Here is a 19,923-nt window from a genome sequence, read left to right on the forward strand (position 1 = left end):
GATGAGGCTTGAGCCGAAGAGGGGACGGCACCTTGGAACCTCGGACGGAGGAAATCGTCCGATCATCCCTCTAGCGCGTAGACGATTTTCAGCGTACGTGGACATCCACGAGTTATTTTACGGTGAAAATACTTCCAGGCCGTGGAATCTTCGCCGCAGACGGCCTCGGTGCCGCAGCTCGACCCGGTTCGCGGGGAGCCTGCTCAGACATCGTACGGCGGGCGCGGAATGGGGTCCACCATGGCGTCGAAGCCCTTCGGGAGCTGCGCGACGAGGTCGTGGAACTCCCCCACCGTCACCGTGTCGCGCAACGTGGCTAGCACCGCCACGGCGCCCACCTCGGCGACCGCCGGGTCCACCGCCGCGCGTTCGGCCACGCGGTACAGGAAGTCCACCGCGCCACCGGTGGTGGCCGTGCCGCCGGGCTCCAGATAGCCGCCCACGTCGTCCGGCAACTGCGCGGCCAGATCCGTCGCCTCGTCCGCGGTGATCCGGTCGGCGAGGGTCTGCAACACCGCACGGGAGACGGTCGCGGCCTCATCAGTGGGCAACTCGGCCCGCCGCGCCACCGCCTCGACGAACAGGGGGAACCGCATCCCACCCCTCCCCTCGCCGCCGGCGGGCACCACGCCACGCGGTCGGCCCCGGCGGGTACCCGCACCCACGCCGGTCAAACGCCCCACCCACCGGGAGGCGGAAAAGCCGGAGGGCAGTGGCCGGTCGCGTCGGTAGCATCCGCGCATGGGACCCGTCACCACCCACCCCGGCGCCTGCCCCCTGGACTGCCCGGACACCTGCGTCTGGCAGCTCACCGTCGACGACGGCCGGGCGGTCGCGCTGCGCGGCGACCGCGACCACCCGTTCACCAGGGGCGCGCTCTGCGGCAAGGTGAACCGCTACCTGGACGCGGTCAACGGACCGGACCGGCTCACCACGCCCTGGGTCCGCACCGGCCCGAAGGGCGCCGGCCGGGTCGCGTACCGGCCGGCGAGCTGGGACGAGGCCCTCGACCGGGTGGCCGCCGGGCTGCGGACGAGCATCGAACGGGACGGCCCGGAGTCGGTGCTGCCCTACTACTTCGCCGGCACCATGGGCCTGGTCCAGGGCTGGAGCATGGGGCCCCGGCTCTTCGCCCACCTGGGCGCGTCCCGGCTGGACACCACCATCTGCACGGCGGCGGCGCGGGCGGCGCTGCGCTCGCTCTACGGCGCCTCGGTCGGCTTCGAGCCGGAGTCGATCGTCGAGGCGAAACTGGTCGTCCTCTGGGGCGCCAACCCGCTCGTCACCAACCTGCACCTGTGGCCGTTCGTGCAGCAGGCCCGCGAGCGCGGGGCGTACGTGGTGACGATCGACCCGCTGCGTACCGACACGGCGGCCCGCAGCGACGAGCACGTCGCGCCGCTGCCCGGCACCGACGCGGCGCTCGCGCTCGGGCTGATGCGGCACGTCCGCGACGCCGGGGCGGCCGACGAGGCGTGGCTGGCCGCGCACACCACCGGCTGGCCGGATCTGGCCGCCCGGCTCGACGACTGGCCGGTGCAGCGGGCCGCCGCCGAGTGCGGCCTGCCGGTCGAGACGGTACGCCGCCTCGGCGACCGGATCGCCACCACCCGCCCGACGGCGGTACGGGTCGGGCTGGGTCTGCAACGGCACCGCGGCGCCGGGCAGGCGATCCGGGCCATCTGCGCGCTGCCGCTGGTCACCGGCGACTTCCGGTACCCCGGCGGCGGGGCGCTGGTGACCACCAGCGGTCACCACCCGGTGGACAACGGCCCGGTGATCCGGCCGGCCGGCATGCCCGCCCCGGCGGCCCGGTCGCTGAACATGAGCCGGCTGGCCGCCGTGCTCACCGGGGAGGCCGACCCGCCGGTCACCTCGCTCGTGGTGTTCGACGCCAACCCGGCGGCGACCGCCCCGGACCAGGCCCGGCTGCTGACCGGGCTCGGCCGCGCCGACCTGTTCACGGTCGTGCTGGAGCAGCGCTGGACCGACACCTGCGACTACGCCGACGTGGTGCTCCCGGCGACGATGCAGCCCGAGCACCTGGACCTCCAGACGTCCTACGGGCACCACTACACGACGCTGAACCTGCCGGTGACCCGCGCGCCCGGCGAGGCGCTGCCGAACACCGAGATCTTCCGGCGGATCGCCGCCGCGCTCGGGATCGACCACCCCGCGTTCCGGGACAGCGACGAGGACCTGGCCCGGCAGTTGCTGGCCGGCGCCCCGATCACGTACGAGGAGCTGCGCGAGCGCACGTACGCCCGGCTCACCGGCGTGCCGGTGGGTTCCGCGCCGTACGCCGAGGGCGGTTTCCCGACGGCCGACGGGCGGGCCCGGCTGCACGACCCGGCGCTGGCCGCGCTCGGGGTGGACCCGCTGCCCGGATACACACCACCGGCCGAGGCGGCCGACGCGGAACTTGCCCGCCGGTTCCCGCTGACGCTGCTCACCCCGGCCAACCGCTACCTGATGAACTCCACGTTCGCCTCGCTGCCGTGGCACATCCGCCGCGCCGGGCCGCCCCGGGTGCACCTGCACCCGGCCGACGCGGCGGCACGCGGTCTCGCCGACGGCGACGCGGTACGCGTGCACAACGACAGGGGCGCGTTCCTCGCCGCGGTGGCCGTCGACGAGGCGGCCCGTCCGGGCCTGGCGTTCACGTACAAGGCGTACTGGGCGCGGCGCAGCCCGGGGCGGTCCACCGTCAACGCGGTCACCGGCGTCCGGGACACCGACCTGGGCGAGGCGCCCACGTTCCACGACTGCCGGGTGGAGGTCGAGCCGGTGCCGGCCGCGCTGCTGACCGCCGAGCCGCCCGCCGACAAGGTCGCCGAGCCCGTCGCGGCCGGGTGATTCGGGACCTCCGGCCCCCTCACCTGGTCTTTGCGCCCCTGCTCCGGCCCTGCTCCGCCGCCTAGCGTCGGAGGCGGACAACAGGGAGGTTCGCCATGCGTACGTGGCAGGTGCAGGACGTGATGACCAGGGACGTGGCGTCGGTACGGGAGGGCACGGCGTACCGGGAGATCGTCGACGTGCTGACCGGACGACACGTCACGGCGGCGCCGGTGGTGGACGAGACCCGCCGGGTGCTGGGCGTGGTGTCCGAGGCGGACTTGATGTACAAGGTGGAGTTCCTGGGCCAGCCCCGGGAGCGGCGGATCCTGCCGGACCGGCACCGCCGTGAGGCGCGGGCGAAGGCCGGCGCGACGCTCGCCGCCGATCTGATGACCGCTCCCGCGGTCACCGTCACGCCGGACGCGACGATCGTCGAGGCGGCCCGGCTGATGGACGCGCGCGGCGTGAAACGCCTGCCGGTGGTGAACGACCTCGGCCGGCTGGTCGGCATCGTCACCCGCGGCGACCTGCTCAAGGTGCACCTGCGTCCGGACGCCGGCATCCGGCGCGACGTGGTCGAGGAGGTGCTGTGGCGCAGCCTCGGCGTCCGCGACGGCGTGGTGGACGTGACAGTCGACAGGGGCGTGGTGACGCTCACCGGCCAGGTGGAGCGCCGGTCCACCGCGCAGCTCGCGGTGCGCCTGACCCGGCAGGTCAGCGGCGTGGTCGAGGTGGTCGACGCGCTCGGCTGGGCGACCGACGACGCGCCGATGGCGGCCCTGCGTATCGGCGGCGGCACCCCGGCCGGAGTTGCCTGAGCCCGGACGGGCCCGGTGGGCGCCGGCGTACCCGGCGTCCACCGGTGTCACTCCTGGGCGAGCGCGTCCAGCACCAGCGCGGCGGTCCAGCTGAACGCAGGTGAACCGAGTCCGGTGCCGGTGTCCGGGTGGAAGTACTCGTGGCAGCCGGCCCGGTCGACCAGGTCGAGCAGCGACTCGCGCAGCCCGGTGGCCAGGTCGGCGCGGCGGTGGGTACGCAGGCCCTGCCAGAGCAGCCAGCCGGTGTTGATCCAGCTCGGGCCGCGCCAGTAGCGCAGCGGCTCGAAGTCCGGCGCGGTGCGGTCGTACGTGGGCAGCGGCCGGTCCATCCGGGCGGCCAGCCCGAAGCGCGGCGAACACGCCTCGGCCAGCAGCGCGGACACCTGCGCCGCGGGCAGCTCCGGCAGCGCCAGCGGCATCAGCCCGAGCACGGTCCGGGACGGCACGAGCCGGTCCGCGCGGACGTCGCGGGGACGGAACGTGCCGGTGACCGGATCCCAGAGCCGGGTGACGAGCGCCTCGGTGATCCGGGCGCCCCGGTCGCGGTGCGGTCCCGGGTCGGCGCCGATGACGGTGGCGATGCGGGCCAGCGCGTACTCGGAGACGCCGAGCGCGGCGTTCACCAGTGGGCACTCCACCAGGAACGGGTGCCGCCCGAGCAGTCCCTCGTCCCGGTAGCGGCCGGCCCGGTAGCTCTCCACCAGCGCGACGTAGCGCGCGTAGTCCAGGTCGGTGGGGCGCTGCGCCGCGTCGGCGTGCGCGGTGTCGTGCCGGCGGTACGCGCGCATCACCGCCTCGTCGGCCGGCACCGCGGCCAGCGGCGCGTCCCAGGCGGGGCTGTTGTCCAGACCGGACTCCCACGGGTGCACGATCGACGCCAGCCCGCCGCCCCCGGCGTCGCGTCGCCCGGTCAGGTAGCGCTGCTGCGCGACGAGCCTCGGGTAGAGCCGGCGCAGCGCGGCCACCGACGCCTCGCCGGGCGCGCGGCGGTGCACCAGCCAGGCGGCCGGGGCGTGCACCGGCGGCTGGACGATCCCGGAGGTGGCCCGGGTCGGTGCTCCGTCGGCGCGCGCCGAGTCCCAGAACTGCGGCCCGGGGAAGTACGGCCCGGCGCGCGAGGCCGGGTTGAACACGATGTGCGGCACCCGCCCGTCGACCCACTGCGCGGCGAACAGCGTGCGCAGCTCCCGCCAGGCCCGGTCGGGGCGTACGTGGGCCAGGCCGATCGCGATGAACGCCGAGTCCCAGCTCCACTGGTGCGGGTAGAGCGTGCGCGACGGCACCGTGTGGTCGTGTTCCCAGTTGGCGTCCAGGGTGGCCAGCGCGATGCGGCGCAGCCGGGCGTGCCGGTCGGCGTCGGCGCGTACCCCGGTGGTCAGCGTCATGCGGCGGCCCGCCGGGGACGGGCCTGGGCCAGCGCGGTGGCGGCCTGGCGCAGCGCGGCGACCGGCTCGCCGCGCAGCCGGCACTCCAGCGCCAGCCAGCCGGTGTAGCCGATCGCGTCGAGTGTGGCCAGCAGCGCGCCCCAGTCCAGGTGCCCGGCGCCGGGCTGGTGCCGGTTGGAGTCGCTGACCTGCACGTGCCCGAGGTACGGCGCGGCGGCGCGCAGCGCGGCGTGCGGGTCGTCCTCCTCGATGTTCATGTGGTAGGTGTCGGCGGCCACCCGGACCGCCGGTGACCCGACCGCGCGGCACAGCTCGACCGCCTGGTCGAGCCGGTTGACCATGTGGTCCTCGTACCGGTTGAGCGGTTCCAGGAACACGGTGACCCCCTCGGCCCGGGCGTGCTCGCCCAGCGTGCCCAGGGCGTCGACGAGCACCTGCCGGTCGCCGTCGGGTGACCGGGGCGGCTCGAACGGCGGCAGCCGGCGGGAGAACATGCCCCACGCCGCCGGGGTCATCGCGCCGACGCCGCCCAGCTCGGCGATCACCGAGAGCTGGGAGCGCAGGTTGTCCACCGCGTCGCGGGAGCGGTCCGGGTCGAAGTCGCCGATGAAGTGGTCCATCTCGACGCAGACGGTCGGCATCACCACTCCGGCGGCGCGGGCGCGGCGCAGTTCCGGCAGCCGCCGGGCCAGGGCAAGGTCTCCCCGTCCGCGCAGCTCGACGCCCTGGTAGCCGAGGGAGACGGCGAGGGCGTACTTCCGGGTCAGGTCGGCGCCGGGAAGCAGTTGTTCCTGGCAGGCAAGCGGAATGTCCATCAGAACCTCAGCACCACTTGGAGGACGTCACCGTCACCGCGGTCGAGCAACGTCAGGGCGTCGGCCACCGCGCCCGCGTCGACGACGTGGCTCACCAGCGGCAGCGGGTCCACGCTGCCCTCGGCCACCAGGTCCATGAAGGTGTGTGCGATCCGCGTCCCGGACCACCGGCCGGCCGTGCCGGGTGCCGGGTCCGGCCCGGAGACCTGGGCGGCCACGAGCTGGATCCGGTTGTGGTGGAACTCCTCGCCGAGTTCCAGCCCGTGGGCGTACCCCTGGTAGAAGCCGGCGGCGACGACGCGGCCGGCGTGCGCGGTGGCCCGGATCGCCTCGTGCAGCGCCGGGTACGACCCGGACAGCTCCAGGCAGACGTCGGCGCCCCGGCCGTCGGTGGCGGCCCGCAGCGCGGCGGCGGGCGACTCGACGGCGACGTCGACCACCCGGCGGGCGCCGAGCCGGGTGGCGTACGCGAGCCGGCCGGGCATCCGGTCGACGGCCACCACACGGGCGCCGGAGAGCGCGGCCAGGCGCGTGCCGAGCAGCCCGATCACGCCCTGCCCGAACACGCCCACCCAGTCGCCCAGGTGCAGGTCACCGGCGAGCACGGCGGTCAGCGCGATGGCGCCGGGCCGGGCGAACACGGCGGCGAGCGGGTCGAGGCCGGGTGGCAGCGGATGCGCCGCCGTCGCGGGGAGCACCGCTTCGGCGCGGTGCCCCCAGATGCCCCAGACGAGCTGGCCGGCTCGATGGTCGGCGACGTCGGGGGCGACCTCGACGATCTCGCCGACCTCCTCGTAGCCGAAACCCACCACCGGGTACGCGGGCGCGGCCTGGCGGGGCACGAACATGCGGGAGCCGGCGTCCCAGTCCTTGCGCAGGCGCGGATTGCTGCCCCGGTAGAGCGTCAGCTCGGTGCCGGCGGAGATGCCCGAGTAGCGGGTGCGGACGCGGACCTGGCCCGGACCGAGCCGGTCCGTGGGGCAGGGCTCCAGGCGTACGTGCCGGGGCCCGGCCAGAGAGACAACCCAGTTGCTCATGGCGTCGCTCCGAGAGAAGTGCCGACCTCGATTCTAACCCAAAAAATGGGCATATCTGATTAGATCGATGAATCGATGGGTATTAGCGACAGGCCGTGCTCTTTCGAGAGGAGTGCCACCGATGTCATCACCCTCCACGCGGCGGCTCGCAATCAGCCTGATCCTGGCACTGGCCGGGACCGGCATGGCCGCATGCAGCGACGACGGGCAGAAATCCGACAGTTCGCAGATCACCGTCTGGAGTCTGGAAGACGTGGCGGACCGCGTCGCCGCCACCAAGGCGATCATCGCCGACTACACCGCCAAGACCGGCGTCAAGGTCAACCTGGTCACCGTCAACGAGGACCAGTTCCCGTCCCTGATCGCCTCCAGCGCCGCCGCCGGTGACCTGCCCGACGTGGTCGGCTCGGTCTCCCTGGCCGGGGTGCGCACGCTGTCCGCGAACGAACTCCTCGACGCCGACGCCAACGCCGCCGTCGTCGACCGGCTCGGCCGGGACACGTTCACGCCCCGCGCGCTGGAACTCACCGGCGACGGCGGCAAGCAGCTCGCCGTGCCGAGCGACGGGTGGGGCCAGCTGCTGGTCTACCGCAAGGACCTGTTCGACGCCGCCGGCCTGCCGGTGCCCGACACGTACGAGAAGATCGCCGCCGCGGCGGCGAAGCTGAACACCGGCGGCGTCGCCGGCATCACCGCGGCCACCTCCCCCGGCGACGTGTTCACCCAGCAGACGTTCGAGCACCTGGCGCTGGCGAACAACTGCCGGCTCACCGACGACTCCGGCAAGGTCACGCTCGACTCCCCCGAGTGCGTCGAGGCGTTCCGCTTCTACGGCGACCTGATGCGCAACAACTCGGTCAAGGGCGCCCAGGATGTCGACACCACCCGGGCCACCTACTTCGCCGGCAAGGCGGCCATGCTGATCTGGTCGCCGTTCATCCTCGACGAGCTGGCCGGGCTGCGCGCCGACGCCCGGCCGACCTGCCCGCAGTGCCAGTCCGACCCGGCCTGGCTCGCCAAGAACAGCGGCTTCGTCACCGCGATCAAGGGCCCGAACGGCACCGAACCGGCCCAGTACGGCGAGGTCAGCTCCTGGGCCGTGCTCGACGGCGCGGCCGACCCGGCGAAGTCGTTCGTGGAGTACATGCTCTCCGACGGCTACCCGCGCTGGTTCGGCATGTCCCCCGAGGGGCGCTTCCCGGTGCGCACCGGCACTCCGGAGGACAAGCAGAAGTTCCGGACCGCCTGGAACACCAGCCCGGCCGGCGTGGACACCAAGAAGCCGCTGTCGGAGGTCTACGGCGAGGACGTGCTCGCCACGCTCCGGAAGAGTCCGGACACGTTCCAGCGCTGGGGCCTGACCGAGAACCAGGGCAAGCTCGTCGGCGCGATCCTCGGTGAGCTGCCCGTACCCAAGGCGCTCGCCGACGTCGTCGGCGGCAAGTCCGACGCCCGCGCCGCCGCCGAACGCGCCCGCAAGGACGTCGAGGCGATAGCCAAGGGCGTCAATTGACCACCACCGCGCCGGAGGCCGGCCGCTCCCCCGCACCGGAGCGACCCCGCCGACCCGGCCGACGCCCGCTGACCCTGCGCCGCCGCGAGTCCCGCGCCGGGCTCGCGCTGGTCACCCCGACCCTGCTCGTCGTGGTCGCGGTGATCGGCATACCCATCGTCTGGACCGTGGTGCTGGCCTTCCAACGGGTACGCCTGGCGACACTGCGCAAGACCGGCCTGTTCGGCGAGCTGACCCTGGACAACATCGATCGGGTGCTGCACACGCCCGGGTTCGCCGACACACTCTGGACCACGGTGCTCTACAGCGTCGGCGGCACCGCCGGCTCGATAGTGGTGGGCCTCGCGGCGGCGCTCGCCGTACGCGGGCCGTTCCGGGGCCGCACTCTCGTACGCGCGTCGATGCTGCTGCCGTACGTGGCGCCGGTGGTCGCCATGACGTTCGTCTGGCAGGTCATGCTCGACCCGCAGCTCGGCATCGTCAACGACTGGGGGAAGCGCTTCCTCGGCTGGGATCAGCCGGTGCCGTTCCTGTCCCAGGAGTCCACCGCGCTGTGGACGGTGATCGCGTTCGAGGCCTGGCGCTACTTCCCGTTCGCGTTCCTGTTCCTGCTGGCCCGGCTCCAGGCGGTGCCCGGTGAGCTGGAGGAGGCCGCCCGGGTCGACGGGGCGACACCCACCCAGCGGTTCCGGCACATCCTGCTGCCGCAGCTCATGCCGGTGATCGCGCTGATCGGCGTGCTGCGGTTCATCATGACGTTCAACAAGTTCGACGACGTCTATTTGCTCACCGGCGGCGCGGCCGGCACCGAGGTGGTGAGCGTCCGGGTCTACCAGTTCCTCACCGCCCGTACCGACATCGGCGCGGCCGCCGCCCAGGCGGTCGTCCTGGCCGTGGTGCTGCTCGTGTTCGTGGCGATCTACCTGCGCTTCTTCGGCGCGCGACGGGAGGCGTGATGGACAGGGACCGGATCGAGACGGTCAGCCTGCGCTGGCTGCGCCGGCTGGTGATCGCCGGGTTCCTGGTGGTCACGCTGCTGCCGTTCTGGTACATGCTGGTGCTGTCGGTACGCCCGATCGAACGCCTGCTGCTGGAACCCGGCTCGCTCTGGGTGCCGTTCGGCGAGCTGACCGTCGCCACGTACGCGGAGGTGCTGAAGTCCGTCTCCGACGGCGGCCAGGGCTTCCTCACGTTCATCCGCAACAGCGGCCTGGTGGCGCTGGCCGCCACCGCGCTCACCCTGGTGATCGCCATTCCCGGCGCGTACGCGGTGTCCCGCCTGCGGTTCTTCGGCCGTCGGCAGGTGAGCGCGCTGTTCCTGGCGGTCTACCTGTTCCCGTCGATCGTCATCGCGATCCCGCTGTTCGTGGTCTTCACCCGGGCCGGGCTGCGCGGGTCGCTGACCGGGCTGGTGCTCGTCTACATCTCGCAGACGCTGCCGGTGTCGGTCTACATGCTGAAGAACTACTTCGAGACCATCCCGATCAGCCTGGAGGAGTCCGCGGCGATCGACGGCGCCGGCCGGCTCGGCATCATCCGCCGGGTCAGCCTGCCGCTGGCCGCGCCGTCGGTGATGGCGGTCGCGCTGTACGACTTCATGATCGCCTGGAACGAGTACCTGTTCGCGCTGCTGTTCCTGGTCGACCGGCCGGACCGGTGGACCGTGTCGCTGGGGCTGTCGCTGCTCGCCGACGGCGTCGAGGTGCCCAAGACCGTGCTGATGGCCGGCTCGGTCATCCTCACGCTGCCGATCGTGGTGCTGTTCTTCGCCGGGGAACGCCTGCTCACCGAGGGACTCACCAGCGGAGCCGAGAAGGGGTGAGCGTCCGTGCCAGGATGATCGGGTGCGAGCATCACGGGAGGACCGGGCCGGTGCGCGGGCGGCCCGGCTGCTCACCGAGGCGCTCGCCCCGACCGTCCTGGTCACGGCGCTGCCGCTGATCGCCGCCGCCCGGGTCAGCCGCTCGGCGGGTCAGTTCGTGCTCTGGGGCGGCATCGCGCTGACGTTCTGCGCCGTCATCCCGATCGGCGTGCTCGTGCACGGCGTACGCCGGGGGCGGCTCACCGACCGGCACGTCGGCGACCGCACGCAGCGGGCCCGGCCGCTGTCGATCGGGCTGGCCTCGGTGGCGGCCGGGTTGCTGCTGCTGGCGGCGGTACGCGCGCCCGCCGAGCTGTTCGCCGTTATCGTGGTGGTCTTCGTGGTCGGCGCGGCCTGCGCGCTGGTGAACCACTGGTGGAAGCTGAGCATCCACGCGGCGGTGGCCGCCGCCACCGTCGCCGTGCTGGTGCCGCTGGCCGGCCCGGCCGCGAACCTCGGCTGGGCGCTCGTCGCGGCCGTCGGCTGGTCCCGGGTACGGCTCGGTGACCACACCTGGCCGCAGGTGCTGGCCGGCGTCGCGCTGGGCGGGCCGCTCGCCGCCGGCACGTTCCTGGCGCTCGCCTGACCCGCTGGCGCAAGATCAGCTACGGTGGCCTCATGGGCAAGCCGACCCGCTGGGTGACCGACACGAAGCCCGGCCACTCGCAGTGGTACGTGGACCGCTTCCGCCAGCTCGCCGCCGAGGGCGCCGACCTGGCCGGTGAGGCGCGGCTGCTGGACGCGCTCGTGCCGCCGGGCGCGCGCGTCCTGGACGCCGGCTGCGGCACCGGCCGGGTCGCCGGCGCGCTCGCCGCACGCGGGCACGACGTGGTGGGCGTGGACGCCGACCCGGCGCTGGTCGAGGCGGCCCGCGCCGACCACCCCGGCCCCCGCTTCCTGGTCGCCGACCTGGCCGAGCTGGACCTGGCCGCGCAGGGCGAGGCGGAGCCGTTCGACGCCGCGGTGCTGGCCGGCAACGTGATGGTCTTCGTCGCCCCCGGCACCGAACGCGACGTGCTGGGCCGCGTCGCCGCGCACGTACGCCCGGACGGCCTGGTGGTGGTCGGCTTCGGCACCGACCGCGGCTACCCGGTGGCCGACCTGGACGCCGACGCGGTCGCCGCCGGGCTGCGCCCCGAGCACCGCTTCGCCACCTGGGACCTGCGGCCCTGGCGGGACGACGCCGACTTCGCGGTGACGGTGCTGCGCCGCCCCGCCGGCTGACCCTTCTCCTGCCGACCAGGGCTCACGCGGGCGCGGCGACCGTGCGGGCGGCCTCCGGGTCGAGCGGGCTGCCGGCCGGCAGCAGGTCCACCAGGCCCGCCGGCAGCCGCGCCGGGCGCACGCCCGGGTACCCGAGCATGCCGGGCACCTCGGCACCGGTCAGCGCGTACCGCCGGCCCAGGTCGGTGACCACGCAGATCGCGCCGCCGGTCGCGCCCGGCGCGGGTACCGCCTCCACCAGCGCGCCGCGTCCCGGCTCGACCACCACCTCGTCGGCGAGCCCGGCCCGGCCGCCCGGTGTGCGCGCGGCGGCGGACTGGTCCGGCGCGGTGACGCCGAGGCGGAGCTCGCGTACGCCGGTGTCGTCGCCGGCCCGCGCGCAGAGCGCTCCCTCCGCGGCGGCCAGCCGGGGCGGTACGGCCGGCGGCGCGGTCGGCCCGCCGGGCACCAGACCGGGCAGCTTGGGCAGCGCGGCGAACCGGCCGAGCGTGATCGGTTCCGGATCCCGCTGGCCGGTGCGGGCCAGCAGCAACGCGGCCTGCAACTCGGTGATCGCCGCCAGCCCGCCCCGCTGCGCCACCGCGTACTGCCGTCCGCCACCGGAGTTGCGCACCAGGTAGACGTCGCCCACCGCCGCGCCGGTGACCCGCTCGGACGGCTCACCGAGGTCGTCCACCGGCGGCGGGGCCAGGTCGGCGCCGGCCGGGAGCGTGTTCAGCAGCGCCGCCGCCACCGGCACCGCCCGTTCCCGGGTGGCGGCGAGCGCGGCGAGCACCCGGTCGGTGTCGCGCAGCAGGTAGCGCCGGTCGTGCCAGAGCAGGTGCAGGCCGCCGTCCGGATGCCGGGCGAGCAGGCCCTGGTCGCCGAGCGCCCGGCCGCCGGTGACCTCCCGCCCGATCAGCAGCACCGAGCGGGCCTCGCCGCGCCCCGCCGCCGGCCGCCCGGTCTCCGCGCGCCCGGCCTCGTCGCCGGTCACCGAGCAGAGCGTCCAGGCTTCGCGGACGAGCCGGTTCGACGCGGGCAGCGAGTCCGGCGCGTCGGCGATGCCGAGCGGCAGGCCGCGCGGCACCCCGTCGATGGCGCGGCGGCTGACCAGCACCGTCTTCGGGCGCTCCGCGCCGATGATCAGCAGGGCGGAGGCGTAGTTGAGGACGGGGTGCAGCCTGTCGTCGCGGTAGACGAACCGCGCACCCGACTCCTTCTCCACGATCACCGCGCCGGTCTCGCGCCACGAGTCACCGCCGCCGGTGAACAGGCCGTAGAGCGCGACGCCGCCGAGCGCGATCGCCGCGACCAGGACGCTCGCCAGACCCGCTCCGGCCAGCCGGCGGAACGGCGACTGCGGCGGGTCCGTCTCCCGCATGACGAGCGCGGCGACCGCCCGCTGGACGGTGAACTGGTACGAGTGCAGCTGGTCCTGCCGCGACGCCATCTGATCCCTTCCCGCCGGGATGGTCGGCGCACAGGATAAGCGCTCCGTCGATGCCCCGGCGACCCTGCGTGTCCTCTCTCGCCCCATCCCTCCCTCGCGATCTTGCACTCACCGCCCCGGCAAACCGGTCACAACGGGCACACCGCGGGCACCAAGTGCAAGATCGGCGAGGCGGGGCGGGAGTAGTGGCGGACGGGGTACCCCCTGGGGTATGTTTACGGGCAGGAGGTGGACGTGAAGCTTCGACCTGAGATGACAGGTGAGGCGCTGACCCGGCTCAAGCGGGCCCGGGGGCAGCTCAACGCCGTCATCGAGATGATGGAGAACGGCGAGGACTGCCGCGCCGCGCTGACCCAGCTCGCCGCGGTCTCCAAGGCCATCGACCGGGCCGGCTTCAAGATCATCGCCTCCGGCATGCGCTACTGCGACGCCGCCCGCCAGGCCGGCGAGGAGCCGGAGATGACCGAGGAGGAGCTGGAGAAGCTCTTCCTGTCCCTCGCCTGACGGCGTCCGCTGACCGACTGAGTCCCGCCCGGGTCGCGTGATCGCGACGCGGGTGGGTAAACACCTGCCTGGAGACCCCAGGCCGCAGACTGTCCCGCACATACCCCCCGGGGTATGTAGGCAATGAGAGGAACCGGCATGACCCTCGACGTGTCCGTCATCGCGACCTCCTCGCTCGGCGACCGCAGCTACCTCGCCTCTGACGGCCGGGTCGCGATCGTGGTCGACCCGCAGCGCGACATCGACCGCATCCTGTACCTGGCCGGCGCCGAGGGCGTGCGGATCACCCACGTGGTCGAGACGCACATCCACAACGACTACGTCTCCGGCGGCCTGGAACTGGCCCGGATCACCGGCGCGCAGTACCTGGTGGCCGCCGCCGACACGGTCGAGTTCGACCGGACCCCGGTGTCCGACGGCGACACCGTGCCGGTGTCGGACACCATGCGGCTGCGGGTGATCGGCACCCCCGGCCACACGTTCCACCACCTGTCGTACGCGATCGACGAGGCCACCGACGGCGGCTGGACGCCGGCCGGCGTGTTCACCGGCGGCTCGCTGCTGTTCGGCACCACCGGCCGCACCGACCTGCTCGGCCAGCAGTACGCCCACGAGCTGGCACACCACCAGCACGCCTCGGCGCGCAAGCTGGCCGACCTGCTGCCCGACGGCGCACAGGTGTGGCCCACGCACGGCTTCGGCAGCTTCTGCTCGGCCAGCCAGGCCGACGCGCCCGAGTCGACGATCGGCCGGGAGAAGGAGGCCAACCCGGTGCTGCGGCTGGCCGCCGACCAGTTCGTCACCGAGACGCTGGCCGGTCTGGACGCCTACCCGGCGTACTACGCCCACATGGGCGTCGCCAACGCCGCCGGTCCGGCCCCGGTCGACCTCACGCCGGTGTCCCGCGCCGACGCCGGCGAGCTGCGCCGTCGCATCGCCGCCGGTGAGTGGGTGGTCGACCTGCGCCACCGCAAGGCGTACGCGGCCTCGCACCTGGCCGGCACCGTCAGCCTCGGCCTGGACGGGCCGATGTCGACGTGGCTCGGCTGGCTGATCGACTGGGGCGTGCCGATCACGTTCCTGGCGCAGACGCCGGAGCAGGTCGCCGACGCCCAGCGGGAACTGGTCCGCATCGGCATCGACCGTCCGGCCGCCCAGGCCACCGGCGAGCCCGAGCAGTGGACCGCCGACCCGTCGCAGCTACGTGAGCTGGCGGTGGCCGACTTCGGCGCGCTCGCCGCCGCGCAGGCCGGGAACACCCCGGCCGGGCTGCCCGAGCCGCAGGTCGTCCTCGACGTGCGGATGACCAACGAGTGGAAGGCCGGGCACATCGACGGCGCGGTGCACGTGCCGCTGCCGGACGTGCCGAAGCGGCTCGCCGACATCCCCGCCGGAACGATCTGGGTGCACTGCGGCTCCGGCTACCGGGCCACCGCCGCCGCGTCCCTGCTCGCCAACGCCGGCCGGGACGTGGTGCTGATCGACGACGCGTACGCGCGGGCCGAAGAGGCCGGCGTACGCATGGCGCCCACCGCCTGACCTCTCCCCGAGCGTCCGGCCGGCGTGTCCCCACGCCGGCCGGCGCCGGACCCTGCCCGAAAACAGTCAAGGAGACAGAGCATGACCACGACCACCCCCACCACCATCGACGCGGCGACCCTGCGCGAGCTGATCGCCGCCGGCCGTACGCCCCGGATGCTCGACGTGCGCACGCCCGGTGAGTTCGAGGCGGCGCACATCCCCGGCGCGTACAACGTGCCGCTGGACCTGCTCCGGGAGCATCGCGCGGAGCTGCGCGGCCACCTGGACGAGGACGTGGTGCTGATCTGCCGCTCCGGCGTCCGGGCGAGCCAGGCTGGCCAGGCGCTCGGCACCGTCGGCCTGCCCAACGTCAAGGTGCTCGACGGCGGCATGCTGGCCTGGCAGGCCACGAACGCCCCGGTCAACCAGGGCCGGGCCCGGTGGGACCTGGAGCGCCAGGTACGCCTCGTCGCCGGCTCGATCGTGCTCGCCGCGATCGTCGCGTCGGTGTTCGTGCCGGGCCTGAAGTGGGTCGCCGCGTTCATCGGCGCGGGTCTCACGTTCGCCGCGCTCACCAACACCTGCGCCATGGGCATGCTGCTGAGCAAGCTGCCGTACAACCGCGGTGCGAGCTGCGACCTCGACACGATCGTGGGGCAGTTGCGCGACGGGAGCCGCAGGTGACGACGCTGGCGCTGACGCTGGCCGGCGCGGTGCTGATCGGTGTGACGCTGGGCCTGCTCGGCGGCGGCGGGTCGATCCTCGCCGTGCCGCTGCTGGTCTACGTCGCCGACCTGCCCGCCAAGGAGGCGATCGCCACCTCGCTGCTCGTCGTCGGCGTGACCAGCGCCGTCGCCGTGCTGCCGCACGCCCGCGCGAACCGGGTCCGCTGGCGTACCGGGCTCGTCTTCGGCGTGGCCGGCATGACCGGCGCGTACGCGGGCGGCCGACTGGCCGAGTTCGTCCCGGCGGGCGTCCTGCTCACCGCGTTCGCCCTGATGATGCTCGCCACCGCGGTCGCGATGCTCCGGGGCCGCCGGTCCGCCGAGGGCCGCCCGGCGCCGTGCGAGCTGCCGATGCTGCGGGTGATCGTCGACGGTGTGGTGGTCGGTCTGGTCACCGGTCTGGTCGGCGCGGGCGGCGGCTTCCTGGTCGTACCCGCTCTGGCCCTGCTGGGCGGGTTGCCGATGCCGGTCGCGGTCGGCACCTCGCTGGTCGTCATCGCGATGAAGTCCTTCGCCGGTCTGGCCGGCTACCTGTCCAGCGTGCAGATCCACTGGGGGCTGGCCGCCGGGGTCACCGCCGCCGCCGTCGTCGGCAGCCTGCTCGGCGGTCGGCTCGCCGGCCGGATCCCGGCCGACCTGCTGCGCCGGGGATTCGGCTGGTTCGTCGTGGTGATGGGCGTGTTCGTGCTCGCGCAGCAGTTGCCGCCGGTCTGGGGACTCGCCGTGGGAGCGCTTGCCGTGGCCGGTACGGTCACCTTGGCGGTGTGGGGCCGCCGAAGGAGGGAACACAGTGGACAGCAGCGCCTGGGACAGCCGGTATGCCGACACGCCCGGACTGGTGTGGAGCGCTGAGCCCAACCGTTTCGTGGTCGAGTCGGTCACCGGGCTGACCCCCGGCTCAGCGCTGGACATCGCCGCCGGCGAGGGACGCAACGCGGTCTGGCTGGCCGGTCAGGGCTGGCGGGTGAACGCGGTGGACTTCTCCGCGGTGGCCGTGGACCGGGGGCGGGAGCTGGCCGCCGCGCGGGGCGTGACGGTCGACTGGCGGGTGGCGGACGTGACCGCGTACCGGCCGGTGCCGAACAGCTACGACCTGGTGCTGATCAGCTACCTGCACCTGACCGCGCCGGCGTTCGCCGGGGTGCTCGCCGCGGCGAAGTCCGCGCTGCGCCCCGGCGGCACGCTCGTGGTGGTGGGCCACGACCTGGCCAACCTCTCCGGCGGCATCGGCGGCCCGCAGGACCCGGACGTGCTGCTCACGCCGGAGTCGGTGGTCGACGGGCTGGCCGGGCTGCGTGTGCAGCGGGCCGAGACGGCCCGCCGGCCGGTGCCGGCCACCGACGGCGGCACCGTCGACGCGCTGGACACCGTCGTGGTGGCCACCCGCCCCGCCGACTGACCGCCGTCCGCCGCGGTTCCGCCGGGCCGGGCCGGGACCGGCCGGTAGCATCCGGGGACGGATCGGCGGAGAGGACACCGGGTGGGCGCGCGTTTCGAGGAACTGGCCTGGCGTGAGACGCCGATCGGCGAGATCAGCCTGCGGCGGCGCCGTGACCCGGCGCTGGACGCCGAGGTGTACGAGGTGAAGCTCGACGACGAGTACCTCATGTCCAGCGCCTTCCCGGTCGCGGAGATCGAACTGGCCCGGCTCGGGCTGGCTCCGCTGACCGGTGACGCGCTGGACGTGGTGGTCGGCGGGCTCGGCCTCGGCTACACCGCGCGTACTGCGCTGGAGGATCCGCGGGTGCGGTCGCTGGTGGTGGTCGAGGCGATCGAGGACGTGATCGACTGGCACCGGCGGGACCTGCTGCCGTTCGCCGCCGGTCTGGCCACCGATCCGCGTACCCGGTTCGTCCGGGCGGACTTCTTCGCCGCGGTCGCCGGCGGCGGCCTCGACCCCGACGAGCCAGGGCGCCGCTTCCACGCGGTGCTGCTGGACGTGGACCACTCCCCCCGCCAGGTGCTGCACCCCAGCCACGCCCCGTTCTACACGGTCGACGGGCTGCGCCGGCTGGCCGCGCTGCTGCATCCGGAGGGCGTCTTCGCGCTCTGGTCGAACGACCCGCCCGACACGGCGTTCCAGCGCACGCTCACCGAGGTGTTCCCCACCTCGGTGGCGCACGTCGTCCGGTTCCCGAACCCGTTGCAGGGGCGGGAGGCGGCGAACACCGTGTACGTGGCCCGGCACTGATCCACCCGGCGGCGCATGGCCGCCCGACCAGCGGGAAAGCGCACGGCCCACCGTACGACGGGAGGCTGGGACATGCGCGCGTTGCTCTGGGTGGTCGGCGTGGTCGCCGGTGTGCTCATCCTGCTCGGGCTGCTGCTGGAAGCGGTCCGCTGGCTCGTCATCATCGGCGTGATCGCGCTCGCCGCGGTGATCATCTTCGCGATCGTGAAGGGTCGGCAGGTGGTGCATCAGCATTCAACCCGCCGACGCTGACCTGCGGAGAGTGTGACCCACCCGGCAACCTACGTAAGCGTAGGTTACCCGGCGGTTAAGTTAGGCTGGGGGCGTCATCCGCGCGACGAGGAGTAACGGCGATGGACGCGACCGCCCAGCGACCCTGGACCCGTAGCTACGCACCCGGCGTGCCGGCCGAGATCGCCGAGCCGGACGGCTCACTCGTCGACCTGCTCACCGAGGCGGCCGGGCGGTTCGGTCCCCGGGTCGCGCTCGACTTCTACGGCGCCACCACCACGTTCACCGAGCTGGCCGACCAGGTGGCCCGCGCCGCCGAGGCGCTGCGCCGGCTCGGCGTCGGCCCGGGCGACCGGGTGGCTCTGGTGCTGCCGAACTGCCCGCAGCACGTGGTCGCGTTCTACGCCGTGCTGCGCCTCGGCGCGGTGGTCGTCGAGCACAACCCGCTCTACACCGCCGACGAGCTGGACCGGCAGCTCACCGACCACGGTGCGACGGTCGCGATCGCGTGGGACAAGATCGCGCCGCTGGTGGCGGGACGCGGCGCCGTGCGTACCGTGGTGGCGGTCGATCTGACCGCGGCGCTGCCGCGGCTCAAGCGGTGGGCGCTGCGGGTGCCGCTGCCGAAGGTCCGCGCCGCCCGCGCCGCGATGACCGCCCCCGCGCCCGGCGCGCTGGCCTGGTCGGACCTGGTCGCCGCCGCCGGGCCGCTGCCCGCCGGGCATCCCGCGCCGGAGGCCGGTGACGTGGCGCTGCTGCAGTACACCGGCGGCACCACCGGCGAGCCCAAGGGCGCCGTGCTGACCCACCGCAACCTGCGCGCCAACGCCGCGCAGGGCCGGGCCTGGGTGCCGGGCCTGCGCGACGGCGCGGAGACGGTGTACGCGGTGCTGCCGCTGTTCCACGCCTACGGGCTGACGCTCTGCCTCACCTTCGCCGTGAGCATCGGGGCCACACTGGTGCTGTTCCCCCGCTTCGACGCCGACCAGGTGCTCGACGCGGTCCGCCGCCGCCCGCCGACGTTCCTGCCGGCGGTGCCGCCGGTCTACGCGAAGCTCGCCACCGCCGCCCGCGAACGCGGCGTCGACCTCACCTCCATCCGGTACGCGCTCTCCGGCGCGATGTCGCTGCCACCGGCCACTGTGGAGCTGTGGGAGCAGGTGACCGGCGGCCTGCTGGTCGAGGGGTACGGGATGACCGAGACGTCACCGATCACCGTCGGCAACCCGGTCGCGCCGACACGCCGCCCCGGCACCGTGGGCGTGCCGTTCCCCTCCACCGACGTGCGCATCGTCGACCCGGAGGACCCGAGCCGCGACCGCGCGCCCGGCGAGGCCGGTGAGCTGCTGGTCCACGGCCCGCAGGTGTTCTCCGGCTACTGGCACCGGCCCGAGGAGACCGCCAAGGTGCTGCTGCCGGGCGGCTGGATGCGTACCGGCGACATCGTCACCATGGACGCCGACGGCTTCGTGACGGTGGTCGACCGGATCAAGGAACTGATCATCACCGGCGGCTTCAACGTCTACCCGTCCGAGGTGGAGGAGGCGCTGCGCCGCGTTCCCGGCGTACGCGAGGCCGCCGCCGTGGGGATGCCCACCGACGACGGTGAGGAGGTCGTCGCCGCGGTGGTGGTCGACCCGGCGGTGGCCGGCGACCCGGAGGCGATCCGGACCTCGTGCCGCACCCACCTGGCTGGGTACAAGGTGCCGCGCCGGGTCGTGATCGTCGACGAGCTGCCGTACTCCCAGATCGGCAAGATCCTGCGCCGCGAGGTCCGCGAACGGCTGCTCGCCGACCGCTGACGCGGGCCGCCCGTTTGCCGGCGCGG

Annotated in this window: 20 protein-coding genes; 15 read left to right on the forward strand and 5 right to left on the reverse strand. The window is 73.9% G+C overall.

Going from position 1 to position 19,923, the window contains the following annotated elements:
• Positions 1-203: 203 nt before the first annotated feature.
• On the reverse strand, positions 204-596 hold the full coding sequence (locus tag GA0070562_RS27095) for a DUF2267 domain-containing protein (protein ID WP_091427199.1): 393 nt from the start codon (positions 594-596) through the stop codon (positions 204-206).
• Positions 597-741: 145 nt separating this feature from the next.
• Between GA0070562_RS27095 and GA0070562_RS27100 the strand changes: the two genes are divergently transcribed.
• A complete protein-coding gene (locus GA0070562_RS27100; protein WP_091427202.1) occupies positions 742-2,856 on the forward strand; it encodes a molybdopterin-containing oxidoreductase family protein in 2,115 nt (704 codons plus the stop codon).
• Between the two features lie 95 nt (positions 2,857-2,951).
• Positions 2,952-3,656: a CBS domain-containing protein gene (locus tag GA0070562_RS27105; protein WP_091427204.1), complete on the forward strand. Its 705-nt coding sequence runs from the start codon at positions 2,952-2,954 to the stop codon at positions 3,654-3,656.
• 47 nt (positions 3,657-3,703) lie between these two features.
• On the opposite strand, the gene GA0070562_RS27110 is transcribed toward GA0070562_RS27105, so the two are convergent.
• Genes GA0070562_RS27110 through GA0070562_RS27120 form a run of 3 tightly spaced genes read right to left on the reverse strand, consistent with a single transcriptional unit; the run spans position 3,704 to position 6,893 of the window.
• Positions 3,704-5,041, reverse strand: coding sequence for an MGH1-like glycoside hydrolase domain-containing protein (locus GA0070562_RS27110; protein WP_091427206.1), 1,338 nt, complete (start codon positions 5,039-5,041; stop codon positions 3,704-3,706).
• Positions 5,038-5,856 (reverse strand): sugar phosphate isomerase/epimerase family protein, encoded by an 819-nt coding sequence (locus GA0070562_RS27115; RefSeq protein WP_091427208.1) that lies wholly within the window; start codon positions 5,854-5,856, stop codon positions 5,038-5,040. Before GA0070562_RS27115 ends, GA0070562_RS27110 begins: the two co-directional genes overlap by 4 nt.
• On the reverse strand, positions 5,856-6,893 hold the full coding sequence (locus GA0070562_RS27120) for a zinc-binding dehydrogenase (protein WP_091427210.1): 1,038 nt from the start codon (positions 6,891-6,893) through the stop codon (positions 5,856-5,858). The genes GA0070562_RS27115 and GA0070562_RS27120 overlap by 1 nt, the downstream gene beginning before the upstream one ends.
• 121 nt (positions 6,894-7,014) lie before the next feature.
• Here GA0070562_RS27120 and GA0070562_RS27125 point away from each other — a divergent pair, with 121 nt between their 5' ends.
• The 5 genes from GA0070562_RS27125 to GA0070562_RS27145 are packed head-to-tail and all read left to right on the forward strand — an operon-like array spanning position 7,015 to position 11,491.
• A complete protein-coding gene (locus tag GA0070562_RS27125; RefSeq protein WP_091427212.1) occupies positions 7,015-8,406 on the forward strand; it encodes an ABC transporter substrate-binding protein in 1,392 nt (463 codons plus the stop codon).
• Positions 8,403-9,362, forward strand: coding sequence for a carbohydrate ABC transporter permease (locus GA0070562_RS27130; protein ID WP_091427214.1), 960 nt, complete (start codon positions 8,403-8,405; stop codon positions 9,360-9,362). The genes GA0070562_RS27125 and GA0070562_RS27130 overlap by 4 nt, the downstream gene beginning before the upstream one ends.
• The gene (locus tag GA0070562_RS27135) at positions 9,362-10,228 is read left to right on the forward strand and encodes a carbohydrate ABC transporter permease (protein WP_091427216.1); all 867 of its coding nucleotides are present in this window, start codon (positions 9,362-9,364) and stop codon (positions 10,226-10,228) included. The genes GA0070562_RS27130 and GA0070562_RS27135 overlap by 1 nt, the downstream gene beginning before the upstream one ends.
• Positions 10,229-10,250: 22 nt before the next feature.
• Entirely contained in the window at positions 10,251-10,853 is a 603-nt protein-coding gene (locus tag GA0070562_RS27140) for a phosphatase PAP2 family protein (RefSeq protein WP_091427217.1), read from the forward strand.
• 32 nt (positions 10,854-10,885) lie between these two features.
• Positions 10,886-11,491, forward strand: a complete 606-nt coding sequence (locus GA0070562_RS27145; RefSeq protein WP_091427220.1) for a class I SAM-dependent methyltransferase — start codon at positions 10,886-10,888, stop codon at positions 11,489-11,491.
• Between the two features lie 22 nt (positions 11,492-11,513).
• Here the strand turns inward: GA0070562_RS27145 and eccB are convergent, their stop codons facing one another.
• Entirely contained in the window at positions 11,514-12,923 is a 1,410-nt protein-coding gene (eccB, locus tag GA0070562_RS27150; protein ID WP_091427222.1) for a type VII secretion protein EccB, read from the reverse strand.
• A 234-nt stretch (positions 12,924-13,157) separates the two neighbouring features.
• On the opposite strand from eccB, the gene GA0070562_RS27155 reads away from it, so the two are divergent.
• From GA0070562_RS27155 to GA0070562_RS27190, 8 genes are all read left to right on the forward strand, one after another.
• Positions 13,158-13,427 (forward strand): metal-sensitive transcriptional regulator, encoded by a 270-nt coding sequence (locus GA0070562_RS27155; protein WP_091427369.1) that lies wholly within the window; start codon positions 13,158-13,160, stop codon positions 13,425-13,427.
• A gap of 138 nt (positions 13,428-13,565) precedes the next feature.
• Complete coding sequence (locus GA0070562_RS27160; RefSeq protein WP_091427224.1) at positions 13,566-14,966, forward strand: MBL fold metallo-hydrolase; 1,401 nt, start codon at positions 13,566-13,568, stop codon at positions 14,964-14,966.
• A gap of 81 nt (positions 14,967-15,047) precedes the next feature.
• The gene (locus GA0070562_RS27165; RefSeq protein WP_091427226.1) at positions 15,048-15,632 is read left to right on the forward strand and encodes a rhodanese-like domain-containing protein; all 585 of its coding nucleotides are present in this window, start codon (positions 15,048-15,050) and stop codon (positions 15,630-15,632) included.
• The gene (locus tag GA0070562_RS27170; protein ID WP_091427228.1) at positions 15,629-16,525 is read left to right on the forward strand and encodes a sulfite exporter TauE/SafE family protein; all 897 of its coding nucleotides are present in this window, start codon (positions 15,629-15,631) and stop codon (positions 16,523-16,525) included. The genes GA0070562_RS27165 and GA0070562_RS27170 overlap by 4 nt, the downstream gene beginning before the upstream one ends.
• A complete protein-coding gene (locus GA0070562_RS27175; protein ID WP_091427230.1) occupies positions 16,464-17,072 on the forward strand; it encodes a class I SAM-dependent methyltransferase in 609 nt (202 codons plus the stop codon). Before GA0070562_RS27170 ends, GA0070562_RS27175 begins: the two co-directional genes overlap by 62 nt.
• Positions 17,073-17,153: 81 nt before the next feature.
• Positions 17,154-17,864 carry a polyamine aminopropyltransferase gene (locus GA0070562_RS27180; protein WP_091427232.1) on the forward strand — a complete coding sequence of 237 codons (711 nt, stop codon included), beginning with the start codon at positions 17,154-17,156 and terminating at the stop codon, positions 17,862-17,864.
• A 72-nt stretch (positions 17,865-17,936) separates the two neighbouring features.
• Complete coding sequence (locus GA0070562_RS27185) at positions 17,937-18,116, forward strand: hypothetical protein (protein WP_091427234.1); 180 nt, start codon at positions 17,937-17,939, stop codon at positions 18,114-18,116.
• Positions 18,117-18,217: 101 nt separating this feature from the next.
• Positions 18,218-19,897 carry a long-chain-fatty-acid--CoA ligase gene (locus GA0070562_RS27190; protein ID WP_091427236.1) on the forward strand — a complete coding sequence of 560 codons (1,680 nt, stop codon included), beginning with the start codon at positions 18,218-18,220 and terminating at the stop codon, positions 19,895-19,897.
• Positions 19,898-19,923 lie beyond the last annotated feature (26 nt).

The sequence above is a fragment of the Micromonospora tulbaghiae genome, assembly GCF_900091605.1.
Lineage (GTDB): Bacteria > Actinomycetota > Actinomycetes > Mycobacteriales > Micromonosporaceae > Micromonospora > Micromonospora tulbaghiae.